The sequence below is a fragment of the Clostridium intestinale genome (assembly GCF_035905475.1).
Classification (GTDB): Bacteria; Bacillota; Clostridia; order Clostridiales; family Clostridiaceae; genus Clostridium_T; species Clostridium_T intestinale.
In genome coordinates, this window is record NZ_CP121166.1 from 2457025 (window position 1) to 2473291 (window position 16267).

At 30.1% G+C, this 16267-nt stretch carries 14 protein-coding genes; 1 reads left to right on the forward strand and 13 read right to left on the reverse strand.

What is annotated here, in order from left to right:
• Nucleotides 1-28: 28 nt before the first annotated feature.
• The gene (locus tag P8F83_RS12800) at nucleotides 29-1348 is read left to right on the forward strand and encodes an FAD-binding oxidoreductase (RefSeq protein WP_326511457.1); all 1320 of its coding nucleotides are present in this window, start codon (nucleotides 29-31) and stop codon (nucleotides 1346-1348) included.
• Nucleotides 1349-1420: 72 nt separating this feature from the next.
• Here the strand turns inward: P8F83_RS12800 and P8F83_RS12805 are convergent, their stop codons facing one another.
• The 13 genes from P8F83_RS12805 to P8F83_RS12865 all read right to left on the reverse strand — a co-directional run bounded on the left by P8F83_RS12805 (nucleotide 1421) and on the right by P8F83_RS12865 (nucleotide 16257).
• Entirely contained in the window at nucleotides 1421-3286 is a 1866-nt protein-coding gene (locus tag P8F83_RS12805; RefSeq protein ID WP_326511458.1) for an APC family permease, read from the reverse strand.
• Nucleotides 3287-3570: 284 nt separating this feature from the next.
• Nucleotides 3571-4734 carry an ABC transporter permease gene (locus P8F83_RS12810; protein WP_238903534.1) on the reverse strand — a complete coding sequence of 388 codons (1164 nt, stop codon included), beginning with the start codon at nucleotides 4732-4734 and terminating at the stop codon, nucleotides 3571-3573.
• Nucleotides 4735-4747: 13 nt separating this feature from the next.
• Nucleotides 4748-5926, reverse strand: a complete 1179-nt coding sequence (locus P8F83_RS12815) for an ABC transporter permease (protein WP_326511459.1) — start codon at nucleotides 5924-5926, stop codon at nucleotides 4748-4750.
• Nucleotides 5927-5935: 9 nt separating this feature from the next.
• Nucleotides 5936-6874 carry an ABC transporter ATP-binding protein gene (locus P8F83_RS12820; protein WP_326511460.1) on the reverse strand — a complete coding sequence of 313 codons (939 nt, stop codon included), beginning with the start codon at nucleotides 6872-6874 and terminating at the stop codon, nucleotides 5936-5938.
• Between the two features lie 117 nt (nucleotides 6875-6991).
• Nucleotides 6992-7648: a response regulator transcription factor gene (locus tag P8F83_RS12825; RefSeq protein ID WP_326511461.1), complete on the reverse strand. Its 657-nt coding sequence runs from the start codon at nucleotides 7646-7648 to the stop codon at nucleotides 6992-6994.
• A gap of 27 nt (nucleotides 7649-7675) precedes the next feature.
• A complete protein-coding gene (locus P8F83_RS12830) occupies nucleotides 7676-8869 on the reverse strand; it encodes a sensor histidine kinase (RefSeq protein WP_326511462.1) in 1194 nt (397 codons plus the stop codon).
• Nucleotides 8870-8999: 130 nt separating this feature from the next.
• Nucleotides 9000-10178, reverse strand: a complete 1179-nt coding sequence (locus P8F83_RS12835; protein ID WP_326511463.1) for an MFS transporter — start codon at nucleotides 10176-10178, stop codon at nucleotides 9000-9002.
• A 169-nt stretch (nucleotides 10179-10347) separates the two neighbouring features.
• A complete protein-coding gene (locus tag P8F83_RS12840; protein WP_326511464.1) occupies nucleotides 10348-11022 on the reverse strand; it encodes a response regulator in 675 nt (224 codons plus the stop codon).
• Nucleotides 11015-12619, reverse strand: a complete 1605-nt coding sequence (locus P8F83_RS12845; protein ID WP_326511465.1) for a sensor histidine kinase — start codon at nucleotides 12617-12619, stop codon at nucleotides 11015-11017. The genes P8F83_RS12840 and P8F83_RS12845 overlap by 8 nt, the downstream gene beginning before the upstream one ends.
• A gap of 148 nt (nucleotides 12620-12767) precedes the next feature.
• Nucleotides 12768-13733, reverse strand: coding sequence for a 2-keto-3-deoxygluconate permease (locus P8F83_RS12850; protein WP_021800745.1), 966 nt, complete (start codon nucleotides 13731-13733; stop codon nucleotides 12768-12770).
• Between the two features lie 18 nt (nucleotides 13734-13751).
• Entirely contained in the window at nucleotides 13752-14924 is a 1173-nt protein-coding gene (locus P8F83_RS12855) for an NAD(P)-dependent malic enzyme (RefSeq protein WP_315108767.1), read from the reverse strand.
• Nucleotides 14925-15165: 241 nt separating this feature from the next.
• Nucleotides 15166-15909: a LytR/AlgR family response regulator transcription factor gene (locus P8F83_RS12860; RefSeq protein WP_326511466.1), complete on the reverse strand. Its 744-nt coding sequence runs from the start codon at nucleotides 15907-15909 to the stop codon at nucleotides 15166-15168.
• Between the two features lie 18 nt (nucleotides 15910-15927).
• On the reverse strand, nucleotides 15928-16257 hold the full coding sequence (locus tag P8F83_RS12865; protein WP_326511467.1) for a hypothetical protein: 330 nt from the start codon (nucleotides 16255-16257) through the stop codon (nucleotides 15928-15930).
• Nucleotides 16258-16267: the final 10 nt, after the last annotated feature.

Consider the following 16267-nt stretch of genomic DNA (forward strand, 5'->3'; position numbering starts at 1 on the left):
ACCAATTATTTTTTAAGAGGGTGATAATATGGATTTTAGTGAATTAACGGGAAAAGTTGTAACTCCGTATGATAAAGAGTATCCATTTTTGAGGCTTGTTTATAATAGAGCTATTAGTAAGTTCCCCATTGCTCTTGTATATTGTTACAGTAGCTTCGATGTTTCTAATGCAATTAAGTGGTGTAGAAAAAATAATGTTGAGCCTCGAATCCGCACTGGCGGCCATAATTATGAGGGTTATTGTACGGCTAATGGTATATTATTAATAGATACCACCTATATGAATACTGTTTATATAGATACTAAAAAAGATATTGCAAAAATTGAGTCAGGTACAAGACTATGGAAAGTATACTCCTCTCTTGCTAAGGAAGGTTATGGTTTTGCAGGAGGTACCTGTCCAACAGTAGGTATCTCTGGCTTAGTTTTAGGAGGGGGTATAGGTTTATCTTCAAGACTTTTTGGATTAACTTCTGACAATTTATTATCTTTAGATTTAATAAATAGTAAAGGAAATTCAATTAGAGCAGATAAAAAGATTAATTCTGATTTATTTTGGGCCTGTAATGGAGCTGGAACTGGTAACTTTGGGGTTGCTACAAGTTATACTTTTAAAGTATATAAAGTTAGCAAAGTAACTGTTATTCAACTTAGGTGGGATAACACATCTAGAAGCGAATTTATAGAGCTATGGCAAAAGTGGTTAAAAACTGCTGATGATAGAATTAGCTGTTTTGCTGGTCTTAATAAAGAAGGAATTTATCTAAATGCATTTTTTTATGGATACGAATATGAGGCTGAAGAAATTTTAAAAGATTTTCTTATGCTTCCTAATTTATTGGAAGAATCATCAATTAAATATGTACCTTTTATTGATGCTGTAAAAGATATTGGATCTTTTTATGGACCTCCTAATAGTTTTAAGGCAACTGGAAGGTTTGTATATAGGCCTCTATCTAAAGAAAATATAACTAGATTAATCGATTATATTGATAATAGCCCTGAAGGTGCTATTTGTAATATTAGGTTATATAGTTTAGGTGGAGCTGTGAAAAAAGTTCCTATAGATGCCACTGCATATTTTTACAGAAATTCATCCTATATTTTAGGAATTACGGCTGAGTGGGAAAAAGATATTAGAGAAGGACTTTACGTAAATTGGGTTAATCAGGTGTTTAACTATGTAGAACCTTTAACTCGAGGCTCATATGTCAATTTTCCTTATTCAGAATTAAAAGACTATGGTTATGAATATTGGGGGAAAAATTATTGTGATCTTAGAGAAGTAAAAAGCAAATATGATCCTGATAACTTTTTTAGATATCAGCAATCTATAGAACCCTATTAATAACAAAATATAAGAGGACCGTTATAGAGTTATTAAAATTAATCTATAACGGTCTTTTTATATTTCTTTAATCTATTTATCTAACTCACAAACATCCTCATCTAATAAATGGTATGGATATGTTGCTACAACTACATCTTTATTTCTAAGTAATGTTTCTCTTATAAAGAAACTTGTGTGATTATGTAAAACCTCACCCCAACGTTCATGGGTAACAAACTGCGGAACAATTACTGTAACTTTTTCATCTTCTTTAGTTTCGTCTAATATCTTAACTATATTTTTTAATAAAGGTGTAACCACAGCTCTATATGGAGAATAGTGTGAAACTAATTGAATATCAGTATCTAATTCACTCCATCTCTTTTTAAGTTTTGCCATTGATTCCATATCTGGAGATATATTAAGTGCAATAACTTCTTGACCTATGCTTTGTGCATACTGAAGTGCACCTATGGTTGCTTTGTTTAAGCTTGCTATAGGTACTATAACAATGTGTTTATATTTAATTTTAAAGTTAACTTTACTAAGCTTTAATTGGCTCACACTTAAACGACAAGCAACTCTGTCATAGTGAGCTTTAATTCTCATCTGAATTAAAATTATAATTGGTATAAGGATAGCTACTATAAATGCCCCTTCTTGGAATTTTTCAATTAAAATAATTATTGTTGTTATTAACGTGACTACTGCTCCAAAACCATTAATTAAAGCACGTTTCACCCAGCCTTTTTCTCTACTCTTTCTCCAATGATTAACCATTCCAATTTGTCCTAAAGTAAAGGATATAAATACACCTATTGCATATAATGGAATTAATCTATGGGTATCAGCTTTAAATATAATTACTAAAATACAGGCTATAAAAGATAAGGCTATAATTCCAAAAGAAAAACTAAGTCTCTTTCCTCTAATAGTGAATTGTCTAGGAGCAAATCCATCTTTTCCTACTATATACATAAGCATAGGGAATCCTGTATATGAAGTATTACATGCCATAAGAAGTATTATTGCTGTACTAAATTGTATTATGTAATACATTACTCCATTATTAAAAATTCCGAAAGCTATTTGAGAAATAACTGTAGGTCCATTTGGAATTGGTACTGCTGTATAAAATATAGCGAGTACAGAAGTTCCTCCAAATATAAAGAATATTAAAGCTGCTAAAAGTATCATTACTATTTTAGCATTTTTTTGACTTGGTTCCTCAAAGTTTGGAACTGAGTTACTCACGGCCTCTACTCCAGTTAATGCCGAACATCCTGAAGAAAAGGCTCTAAGTATAAGAAACAAACTAACATTTTGTACAGTTTGTGTAGGGATTTCATAAACTGGTTCTGGATGAATTCCTAACACTAAGTATTTAAATAGTCCGTATAAGATCATGAAGATCATACTAAATATAAATATGTATGTAGGTATAGCAAATATTTTTGATGACTCGCTTATACCTCTTAAATTCAAAATAGTTAAAACCACAATTATAATTAAAACAAAAGGAACCTTATATTCAGCTAACCCACTAAATGCAGATATAATAGCATCGGCTCCTGCACTAGCACTAACAGCAACAGTAAGTATATAACTTATTATAAGACCAGCAGCTGCTGATAATCCTGCTTTTGTACCTATGTTTTCTCTTGCTACTTTATAAGCACCCCCACCTTGTGGATATGCTCTTATGATTTGAATATATGATATTGTTAAAATAAGTAACAATCCTATAATCATAAATGAAGTCCATGTTAACCACTGATAAGCTGTTGCTCCAAGAACTATTAAAACAAATAAAATCTCTTGAGCCGCATATGCTACTGAAGATATTGCATCACTTGCCATAATTGCTAATCCAAAAGGAATATTGTATTTTTCATGACTACCTTGCTCATTGGACAAAGGCTCTCCTAATAACACATCAAAAATATTTTTAAGCATCTATGTGTCCCCCTATTATTGTAGAAAAAAATATTATATAGTAATATTTGTGCTCTCGAAATCAATATTTTATAGTAATAACATGGTTTAAACAATATGAAAATCTATATATATATAAGTGAAATTTATCCATATATCCTCATTATTTAAAACCTTACCTATATTATATCTTTATTCGTATTTGTTATTCTTATTATCTTCCATTTTCATTATTTACTAAAAATTCAATAAAAAATAAAACCTTTCAAATATGTTGAAGGTTTTATTTTAGAAATATATATAAATTAATTTTGTGCTACTTTTCTTAATGATGAAGCTGCTGCGGTGAAAAATGCTGCTGCAAAAAGTAATAGTATTCCTATAGAAGGAAGCACTGAATATATCCCTTTATTATTCAACATTACTTCTGTAAGAGCATTTAATACCCAATTTTGAGGTGTAAAACTAGCTATTTTCTGAAAAATTCCTGGTAAGTACTCTACAGAAACAAAACATCCACTTACGGCACCAGTTAGTGTTGCTACCATATTAACTACTATTGCACTTTGCGTTTCATTTTTCATCCATCTTGATAATAATAACCCTAAACTTAATATTACAAGAATAAATGCTGTAAATACTAAAAATAAAGCTGCATATGAGGTTCCCCAGTTTACTTTTAATACTATCTTTGTGAATCCCACCATAACAGCTACTTGAATCCACTCAGTGACTAAAAATGATAATAGTAAAGCTCCACCTATAGTAATATTGCTATTTGGAGTAGATATACTTCTCCTTAAAGTTCCATTCCTCTTAATCTCCATAATCTCATTAACAAAGTATATCATAGTATACATCATGAAACTTATCATTACACCAAGAAAAGCCATGTTAACTGTTTTTGTTTTCTCCTCAGTTGAAAATGTACTTTTCTCAACCTTAACTTTTGAATCTTGAATATTATTAATTAACTTATTCTTTAATTTGTCAGAATTATCACTGTTAATATTGTTTGCTACTTTAGTTGCTAATTTATTATTAATTATAAAAGAATTAATTTTATTACTTACTATATTATCTATATTTCCTTGACTTAGCTTTAATATGCTTACTTCTGTAGCTTCACTATCAGCTTGCTCTAAGGCACTAGAAAACTTTTCTGGGATTATTATAGCAAAGGAACTATTACCACTTTTTACTCTTCGTTCACCATCTTCAAGGGTAACTTTAGTTAAGTTTATAACTCCTGTATCTTCTAATTCATTTATAAGTTCTTCTCCTTTTAGTCCAGTATCTTGATTAACCACATCCACATATATACTAGAGGAGGATACATTTTTACTTTTATTTGTAAAAAACACTACAAGACTTACAACTAAAGTCGGCATAAGCATACCTAAAAGTAATATTTTTTTATCTTTAAGAATCCTCTGCAAATGCATAAAGGAATACTGTATTATCTTCATTTAACTCACCTCTCTAATTATCAAACTTAAATTTCATTGTTCCAATAGCAAACCCAATAACCCCTATACTTAATAAAATGACTATATTAGTACTTATATTAGAAATATTGGATCCAACCATTATATTGGTATAGCTATTTGTGAGCCAGTAATTAAGAGTAGTCTTTATTACATTTCTCATAAACCCTGTTACTGAATCTATTGAATAAAAGGTTCCACCAAAAACAGCCATAATCATAATTACTATTGGTAGTACTGTCTTTAAGCTTTTTTGACTCTTAAATATGCTACCAGCTAATGTTGATATTCCAGCTATGGCAGCTCCATGAGATAGTATTACTATACTAAGTGAACTTATATTACTTCCCCAGCTAGTTTTTAATATAGCACTAGTTAAAAGTATATACACTCCAACTTCTATCACTGCAATTAAAAATATTGCCATAGTCTTTCCTAATAAGAAATTCATTTTGCTCATAGACGTAGACTGTAGTCTTTTTAGAGTTCCACTTTCTCTTTCTTTTATAATATTTGAAGCCCCTACAGTTGTTAAAAACAAACTAACCATAATAAGCATACTAACTGCATAATATTGTTTTGAATTTATAACCTTATGGTTTTCAAACAGTCCTTCCTTAATATAGTTTTGACTCATAATCTTGCTTAGTTCATTTTGAAGCTCAACTGAATCAATATTTATCACCTCTTCATTTAAGGTTTTATTTATTGCTATACTCATATTTAAGTTATTTGTATAAGCTTCAACTATTTCAGAAACAATAGATCCATTTAACTCTTGTGCAGGAGATTTTATCACCTTAAGTGAAGTATTTTCTCCTAAAAGAGTTTTTTTACTAAAATCCTTTGGAACTATTATCGCAGCACTTATATCTCCTTTTTCTATACCTTCTTCTATGCTTTCAAAATCTCTGTCTTCTCTTAAAGTAATGCTGTCTTTTAAGTTACTTCCTTTAAATATCTCTTTTATCGATAAAGCTATCTGTCCCTTATCTTCATCTATGATAGATATTTTAAATTCAGGTAACTTAGTCTCTTGATTAAAATACTGTTCATATATAACTCCATTTAATGCAGCTAAAGCAAAAGGCATTACTATATATACAAACACATTAAATTTTATTCCTGATAAAATTTCTTTTAATTCATTCATAAAAATATATAAAAATCTCATTGTTTCCCCCTAATCCCTTAATGCTTTACCAGTAAGACTTAAAAATACAGTTTCAAGAGTAGGTTTTTTTATACTTATATCTTTTATTCCTATCTCTGCTTTAATTAAAACTTCAATAATCTGCTGTATACTTCTTTGGGTATCCTGCATTATTACTGTTAACTTAGAATCCTTATAAACTACTTCTCTTACACTATTAAGCTTCTTAAGTATTAAATCTATCTCGGGTTTATATTCGCTTATGGTTATTTCAACTCTCTCTTCATTCATTATCATCCTCTTTATATGATCTTGATCTCCTTTTGCTATAACCTTTCCTTCATCTAAAATACATACCTTACTACAAAGAGCTTCAACTTCCTCCATATAATGACTTGTATATATCAAGGTTGAACCATGTTTTTTATTTAATCCTTTGGTAAACTCTAATATATTATTTCTTGATTGTGGGTCTATTCCCACAGTAGGTTCATCCATTATTACTATTTTGGGATAATGCATAACTGCACAAGCTATATTAAGCCTTCTTTTCATTCCACCTGAGAATTTTGATACTTTTTCTTTTCTTCTATCTTTTAATCCTGTAGCTTCTAATACTTCTTCTATCCTCTCTTTTAATAGATTTCCTTTTAGAGAATACATTTTCCCCCAAAACTTTAGATTATCTATTGCACTAATGTTTTCATAAAGAGCTATCTCTTGAGGAACAAGACCTATATTCTGCTTAGCCTCTATAGGGTTAGTTTTAATAGAGCTTCCATTTATTATAATATCTCCTTTATCTAATTTCGTAAGTCCGCATATCATAGATATAAGGGTTGACTTCCCAGCTCCATTTGGTCCTAATAAACCAAACAGTTCTCCTTCTTCTATATCCAAACTTATATTATCTACAGCTAATTTATCGTCATACCTTTTAGTAACATCTTTTAATTGAATAATTCCCATATTTATTACCTCCAAATCTTATACATTCATTATAGACAAATCACTAGTCATTACAGTACTGAGTTAAGTCACCTATAAAAATAAAAACCATGACTTAAGTCATGGTTTTTATTAAATCTAATCTACCAACTTATTTTTAAAAGCAAATATAGCTATCTGAGTTCTATCTCTTAACTCTAATTTACCTAGTATTTCTGTTATATTATTTTTAACAGTTCCCTCAGTTAAAAATAACTTTTCTCCTATTTCCTTATTTGAAAGTCCTGAACTTATTGCTTCAATAATATCAATTTCTCTTGAGGTTAATTTATTTCTACTTTTTATTTCTTTTATTCTCTCCTCTTGAGAAAGCTCATCTCTATTTTCTATCATCTTATTCGCAACCTCAGGATGCATGATTATATTGCCTCCATAAACACCTTTTATTGCTTCAAAAATTCTTTCATGAGAAGTATCTTTTAGCATATACCCGCTAGCCCCATAGCGCATAGCCCCTATAATATACTCATCATCTTTAAAGGTAGTGAGTATTAAAACCTTTGTTTCTGGAGAAATACTTTTCACAAGCTTAGTTCCCTGTACACCATCACAGCTAGGCATTCTTATATCCATGAGTATTACATCAACCTTCTGATTCTTACATAATTGGTAAGCCGCTTCTCCATCCTCACATACTCCTACAACTTCAATCTCCTTATAGGAGCTAAGTATTATTTTCAATGCTTCTCTTATAAGATTCTCATCATCTGCTATTGCAATTTTTATGCAAGACATTATTTAAGTCACCTACTTCTTTCAAAATTATAGTATTTTTTTCTTCTTAGGGAAAATTATATTTATCTCAAATCCACTATTCTTTTCACTGAAAAACTCTATCCTACCATCTAGATTATTAACTCTATCTTGCATACCTCTAAGCCCAAAGTCAGGTGTTAAGTTTTCTACACCTTCACCATTATCCTTTATATTTAACCCTACCTCCTTTTCAGTAAAGTGTAGGTTAATTTCAATAACAGTTGCTTTCCCATGCCTTAATGAATTATTCAAAGCCTCCTGAATTATTCTGTACACAGAAAGGTTTTGATCTGATGTAAAAATATACTCACTTTTAGATGTATTAAATTCAACTCTAATCCCTGTATTCTTTTGAAAATTATTAACGAGCTCCTTAAGCACAAATATACTATTGTTATTTTCAAAGCTCATAGGGCTTAATTCTCTAACAGCTCTTCTTACATCTTCTAAGCCGTCTTTAGAATATGTATACATATCATTTAACATTTCTATAGCCTTATCTTTATCACTTTTAACTAAAAAGGGTAGAGCTTGAATCTGAATATTTAGAGTAGATAAAGTATGTCCTACTGTATCATGTATTTCTCTAGATATTCTATCTCTTTCTCTAAGTACAGAAAGTTCCTCCACTGTATTTGAATATTCTTCTAACCTATCATAAGCCTCTTTAAGTTCTTGTTCTGAAACTCTTATTTTATCATATAGAAGTTGAGCTTCTTGTTTTCTTGCTTTCTCCTCTGCAATAAATCTTCCAAGACCTCCAAATCCCATAACTATTACAGTATTAAAAATAATATTTGCTATAGGGAATTCCTGAAGATTTTTATAAAGAGGTGTCATACTCTGAAATATAACTGCTAAGTATAAAATTGAAGTTATTATATATGAATATCTTCTATTAAGCATAAGTGATGCATCAATTATCGCTACAAAATAATAAACAAAAGTAAATCCTCCAAAGTTATAGTACAGAAGTGATATTATTCCTATTTCTACAATTAATGATGTTATAATGGCATATGTTGTGTCTGTAAAAAAATATATTCTTACTTGAGTATTTATTATATAAAGCAATAAAAATACTACAAGAGATTTTATATTAGTATTATCTATCTTATTTAAAACAACTATGGACCCTATTACAGCAAAATATATAATATATCTTACTATAAGTATAAAATCCCCTGACTTTTTCTCCATTTATATACCTCTACTTAAACTCTATTTATGAAAATTATACCACAAAGACTACAATCTACTGCTACTAATTCACTATAAAAAATAAAGATGTCCCTATTTATGAGACACCTCTTTATATATTAAATATTAACTATACTTTATTTATACCAATACCCTCAAAATTCTTTGTTCTAATTAAGATAATTAATGCAATTATAAATGCACCTGTGCTTATCATGAAAATCATATAACTATTACCATATTCGTATACAAATCCAAATATATATCCAAATAGAGCTCTTCCTATTGAAATTGCAGCATTAAATAATGTAATTGCTGTCCCTAAAACTGCCGAATTTACTGAATTTCTAATAAAAGTTAGATTACCTACAGTTACGATAGAAACTCCTAAACAGTGCACAACACTAACTGCTAAAAATGCATATTGATTTTCAACCAATGAATAAACTCCAAACCTTAAAATCATTGAAGCTACAACTAAAATATAAAATCTCTTAAAACCTAATTTATTAATAAACTTAATTGCCACCATTAAAAATATAACCTCTGGCAACACCATAGTAAAAGTAAGCCAACTTATAGAAGACTCAGATCCACCTAAAGTTGATACAAGATGGTTTCCTGCATAGCTCATAGAAGAGTCTACAATCACAGTCGTTAAAATAGTAATAATTAAAATAAATATATATTTTCTATTTGTTATTAGCTCTTTAAAGCTTCCTTTTTGTAATTTCTCTTTACCCTCAGTTTCTCCTAATGTAGAATCCTTAGGTAATCCAAAACAAATTGGAATAGTAATAAGTAATAAGAAGGCATAACTTGCAAATATTGTTCCATCTAATCCAAATTTATCTGCTAAAAATCCTACTGACATACTTACAATCATATATCCTAGCGATCCCATTGCTCTAATTGAACCATAATTATCACCACTTTCATGACAATAATTAGTAGCTAAAGTATCTGCCATAGGCATAGTACCTAATCTTATCATTTCTAATCCTATTGCACATAAAATTATCATTGGATAAGTTGCAGCTTTCCAGTATATAGCTACCATTACTAATGCTCCAGCAATTGAAAACTTTAATAATGCATTATATCTTTTGGTTCTATCTCCAACTACTCCCCAAACAGGAATAACACATACCCCAAACACCAAACTCAAGGCAGTAATTAAACCTATTTGAGAACCGCTTAAACCAGCACTTTTTTCTAAATATACATTTATGTAAGGCATGAATGCTCCAATTGCCCCCAAATATATAAAGTAGAATAGCTTAAAACTTAGACTATACCTATTTTTCATTACTCGTTCCCCCTTCATCTTAAAATGTCTTCAGTACTTCTTTACCCTTTGTACCACATCTATTATATATCAATATACTCTTAAATTCTTTTCTTTTTTTGAAATAAGAAAAACCATGTTGTTAAACATGGTCCTACACTTATATTAACTTTTTTAGTCTTTTATTATATTAAGTTTTACGATACTTATACTGAGGTCTTCCCACTTTACCATATTCCACTAACTTTTCAACCATATTTTCCTTTTCCATATAGTCTAAATATCTTCTTACAGTTACTCTAGCAATGCCTAGTTTTTCAGCTAAATTCTCCGCTGTAAAGTCTTCATAATCAATTTTCTCAATCTCTTCCCATATAGATCTATAAGTGTATTTATTTAACCCTTTAGCAAAATCATCTTCGCATTGTAAAGTGTTTGAGCTAGATATTAAAATATCTAATTCCTTTTGTTCCATTTCATCATTTTTCTTGAATTTATCATATCTGCTTTTAAACTGAAAAAGAGCTTCCTTAAATCTTTCAAAGTTAAAAGGTTTTATAAGATAATCTATAACCCCATATCTAAAAGCTTCTTGTATTCTTTCAATTGATTTATCTGCTGTAATTAAAATAATGTCTATGTCTATTTCTTTTTCTCTTATCCATTTAAGAAAATCAATACCATTTTCCTTTGGAAGATAAACATCAAGTAATATCAAATCTGGTTTTCTTGCTGATAAAAACTTTTCTGCATCATTAAGATTAGATACTGCTTTATATAAAGTAAATCCTTCTACTCTTTTCAAAAATTTAGAATTTATTTCTCTAACCATAGGGTCATCCTCGATAATCATTACCTCAATCAATCTTATTCCCCCTTTTTATGGGTATTGTTATATTCCAATTAACTCCTTTATCACTATCTAACTTTATTGTACCATTAAAGTCATCAATTATTTTCTTTACTATATACATACCATTTCCTCTTTGTTCTTTTTTAGTAGAAAAACCTTGAACATATATCTTTTCTCTATGCTCTTTTACAATTCCATTTCCATTATCTTTTATGTTTATATTTAGAAAATCCTCATTTTCTAATATCTTTACATATATGACTCCTGTTCCATCATTTTTAACCTCATCTAATGAGTTTTCTATTAAATTACCTATAATAGATACTATTTCTTCAGATGTCATGTGTTCCGGTAATCTACTAAGCTTTGAACTCTCATCTATTTCTAACTTAACTCTACATTCTTCTGCCTTACTATATTTTGCAAGTAATAAAGCAGATACTGAGGTGTTTTTTATATTTTGAGTTAAAACCTGACTTATATTATTTCTCGTTTTAGCTATATCTGAAATAAAATCAAGTGCATGATCATATTCTTCAAGTTGAATAAGTCCAGAAATAGTATGCAATTTATTCATAAACTCATGATTTTGAGCCCTTAGTGACCATGCCATTTTTCTTACTCCAGTAAGCTCCTCAGCTAATCTTGTTACCTCTGTTTTATCTCTAAAACTTGCAATTACACCTACTATTTTTCCCCTATTAACTATTGGAATTCTATTAGTTACTATTATGGTATCATTTATTCTCTGCTCTTTTTCAAACTCTGATTTTCCTGTCTCTAATATATTAATCATTTCTGTATTTGGTATAAGTTCTTCAACATTCCGTCCTAATATATTCTCCTTATTAATCTTATCTTTGAATTGTAATATATTTAATGCGGAATCATTTATAAGGGTAATTCTCCCTAGATTATCTACAGCTACTAATCCTTCATGAATAGCATCAATAATTCCCATCTTTTCATTATAAAGTTTTGTTATTTCCTCAGGTTCAAGCCCTAATAAGGTATTTTTTATATTAGTTGATAATAAAAAAGCCCCTAATATTCCTACAGCCAATCCACCTATACTAATTAAAATTATATACATAATAGCTGTGTGTTTAGCGGCTTCAATACTATTAGTAAGTGTTCCTACAGATACAAAGCCTATTTCTTTATTAGATTCATCATATATAGGAACAAACGCTCTAAGGGCTTTCCCTAAAGTTCCTGTAGCCTCAGAAATGTATTCCTTCCCTTCTTTCGCAACCATATATTCATCTCCACCTACAAAGGCTTTCCCTATCATGTCTGGATTAGGATGTGAATGCCTAATTCCATTCATATCTACTACAATTATATATTCAATTTGCTCTAAACTTTTAAGTTGCATATTAATGTAGGGAGCTATCTTTCCATCACTATCTTTATTTTCTAGAGCATTTATTATTTCCTTAGAATGTGCTACCATATTTGCTACATTCATAATATTAGTTTTTGCTTTATTTTCTATATTTGTTGTCATCCAAGAAGCTACAAAATAAATAATTATTGATATAGAAACTATAACCACCATTATAACTAGCAGAGTAAGTTTAGTTTGTAATTTAATTTTTTTTCTCATATCTTTTACCTCAAGTCTATACTTAAATAAAAACACGGAAATAGAATTTGTTAGTTTAGATTAAATTCTATAATAGAAATCATTTCATTCCTATTATATCATTTCTTGACTAACTATCTTCTATGTTTTCCGTGTCTATTAAAAGCCTTTATGATACAACTGTAGTATTATTTAATTTTCTATTTCTCAAAAATTTAAAAGCATAGGTAACTACAAATGGACAAATTATTGCAGATACTACACAAGCAGCTGCTACTTGAGCTGTCGCAACTGTAGCTATAACTGCTAGACTTGGATCTGCAGCTGCTACTGCTGCTGGTGTAGCTACTGCATTTCCTGCTGTAGATCCCGTTGCTAATCCTATTATAGGCTCCTCTTTAAATAATTTAAGAAGTACATAAGCACCTATTCCTGTAAAAGCTGCTACAACTCCTAATAATATTCCCGGACCTCCAGCTGTAATAATGGTTTGAAGATTCATACCAGCTCCAAGTGGAAAAGAGAAGAATGGAATTAATAACATTTTGCTACTTCCAAGAAATTTTCTCATATCAGGATCTAAATTACCTAATATCATACCTATTACTATAGGAACCATAACAGCTACTAAAGCCATAAAAGGAACTTGAGCAAGTCCAGATGCTCCTAATGCAACTAATGTAAAAAATGGACCATCTTTTAACGATAATAAAGCATATGCACCTACATCTGTTTCATCTCCGTATTGTGAAGCTAAAGATGCATACAATCCGCCATTACAGTTTGTTAAAGCTGCTAAAATGGCTAATGGTGACAATCCAAGTACACCTGCTGTTCCAAAAACTTTACCTACAAATATACCTATTCCAGCTCCAACTATAAACTTTCCTGTTATAAGTAACGCTCCTTTTTTTATAGCTTTTGGAGCTAATTTAAAGTTAATCTGTGAACCTATTAAAAACATAAAACAAGCTAAAATTGTAGATGATGCCTTTGCATCAAATAATGCTGTTGTAAAACCACCTATTTTTAAAAATTGTGGGAAAAATGTATTAACTAGTACACCTAGAAATAATGGAACAACCATCATTCCTCCTGGAATTTTATCTAGCGTCTTTTTAATTGGAATTTGCATTTTCTATACCCCCGTATTTTATATTCTTGCTACGCCTGTTTCTATTGCAGCCTTTTTAATTGCTTCAGCAATATTAGCTGCTACAGTTTTATCTAAAGCATCTGGAATTACATTGTTTTCATTTAAATCTTCATCCTTTATCATAGAAGCTATAGCATAAGCTGCAGCTATTTTCATCTCTTCATTTATTTCTTTTGCTCTTACATCTAAAGCTCCTCTAAATATTCCCGGGAAAGCAAGTACATTATTAACTTGGTTTGGAAAATCTGATCTTCCAGTGCCAATAACTCTTGCTCCTGCCGCTTTAGCTTCATCTGGCATTATTTCTGGTGTTGGATTAGCCATTGCAAATAATATTGAATCCTTATTCATTGATTTCACCATAGCTTGGCTAACTATTCCTGGTGCCGAAACCCCTATAAATACATCTGCCCCTACTAAAGCATCTGCTAAACTTCCTTTTAATTTGTTTGGATTAGTTATTTTCCCAAGTTCTTTTTTAGCATCATCCACTTCTTCTATTCCTTCATAAAGTATTCCAACCTTATCACAAGCAATTAGATTTTTTACACCTGTAGAAAGTAACAACTTAGCTATGGCAGTTCCTGCTGCTCCAGCTCCATTTACTACAACTTTTATATCTTCTATTTTTTTATTTACTACCTTTAATGCATTTATAACTCCTGCAAGAACAACTATAGCTGTCCCATGTTGATCATCATGAAATACTGGTATGTCTAACTCCTTTTTTAATATTTCTTCAACTTCAAAACATCTTGGAGCTCCAATATCTTCAAGGTTAATTCCACCAAAGCCTGGTGCTATAAGTTTTACTGTCCTAACTATTTCATCAACATTTTTGGTATCTAAACATATAGGTACAGCATCAACATTAGCAAACTCCTTAAATAATATTGCTTTTCCCTCCATAACAGGAAGTCCTGCTTTAGGACCTATATCTCCTAATCCTAATACTGCTGTTCCATCTGTAACTACTGCTACTAGGTTCCCTTTTGAAGTATACTTATAAACATCCTCTTCATTTTCATGAATTTTTCTACATGGTTCTGCAACTCCAGGAGTATAAGCTAAACTTAAGTCCTCTCTTGTTGTAATCTTTACTTTTGATGTTACCTCAATCTTTCCAGAATTCTTTTCATGTAATTTTAAACTTTCTTCAAAATAATTCATAGCTAACAACTTCCCCCTAATTCTTGATTAATTTTTTGTAATCGTTATTTATGTGTAAATGATAACATCAAGCTTTAGCCATTGAAATATTATGAACTTTAAGAAATAGTTATGGTCATAAAGAATACTTTGTTTGTTTTTTAACAATTCTTAAGCGCAAAAACAGAGGTTATCACCCTCTATTTGTGATAACCTCTGTTTTTATTATGATTTATTGTTTTAAATCTGTTCAGTAAACTTACTATAATCTAAAAATCCTCTTTATCTCCTCATACTTTTCATGAGTAAGCAACGCATCTTTATCGTTGTTTTTTAGTTTTACAACATAAGTCCATCTTCCATATGGATATATTTTTGTAATTAATGATAAATTTATTATATAAGATTTGTGACTTCTAAAAAATTGATTTTTATCTAACTTATCCTCTATGTCTGATAGAGAAATAGATGTGGTAAAGCTATCTGTTTTTGTGTATATAACAGTTGAGCTCTCTTCTCTTTGTATAAGCATTATTTCATTAGTATCAACAAAACTTATACCTTCCTTATTTTTTATCATAAGCTTATCTAAACCTTTTTCATACTTTATAATTTTATCTATCCCATCTCCATAGTTAGGTTTATTTAAGCTCTTTATTCTATCTAAAGTCTGCATAACTCTATCTATTTTAAAAGGCTTAACTAAATAATCAAATGCATATAGCTGAAAAGCTTCAGACATATATTCTTGGTGGGCAGTTGCAAATATAATTATTGTTTTAGGCTCTATGTCAGCAAGTCTTTTAGCACATTCAATACCGCTGCATCCTGGTATTTCAACATCTATAAATACTACCTCTGGGCGTAATTCATTAAATACCTCTATAGCCTCTTCTCCATTATCTATATCTCCAACGACTTCAAATCCACCAGATTTTTCTAATATCTTTTTAATTATAGTTCGTATTCCTTTTTCATCATCAACTATAAGCACTTTTATATCCATAGTAAATTCTCCTACCCTTTAGAATCTTCTTCTTTTTCTAGTTTTGCTTTTGGGTTTCCCAACTATTTCTGAAAGTATAATTGCCTGCTGAAGTCTCACTGAAGTCAGATCCTCAACAATAGAATCTATTACTCCTTGTGGATTTCTACTTACAAACTTTGGATTATTATCCACGAGTTTTTCTTCAATAGGTTCATCAAACTTCTCATAACTCTCTTGCGTGAATTCTAAACCTGTATCTTCTTTTGCTCTTATGGTTGGTTTATTAAACCTATTAGCTACCTTCATAGGATCATTCAGTGCTATTGAAAGGTCATTCACTATTTTCATAGCTTCTTTAAACTTCATGTTACCTCAC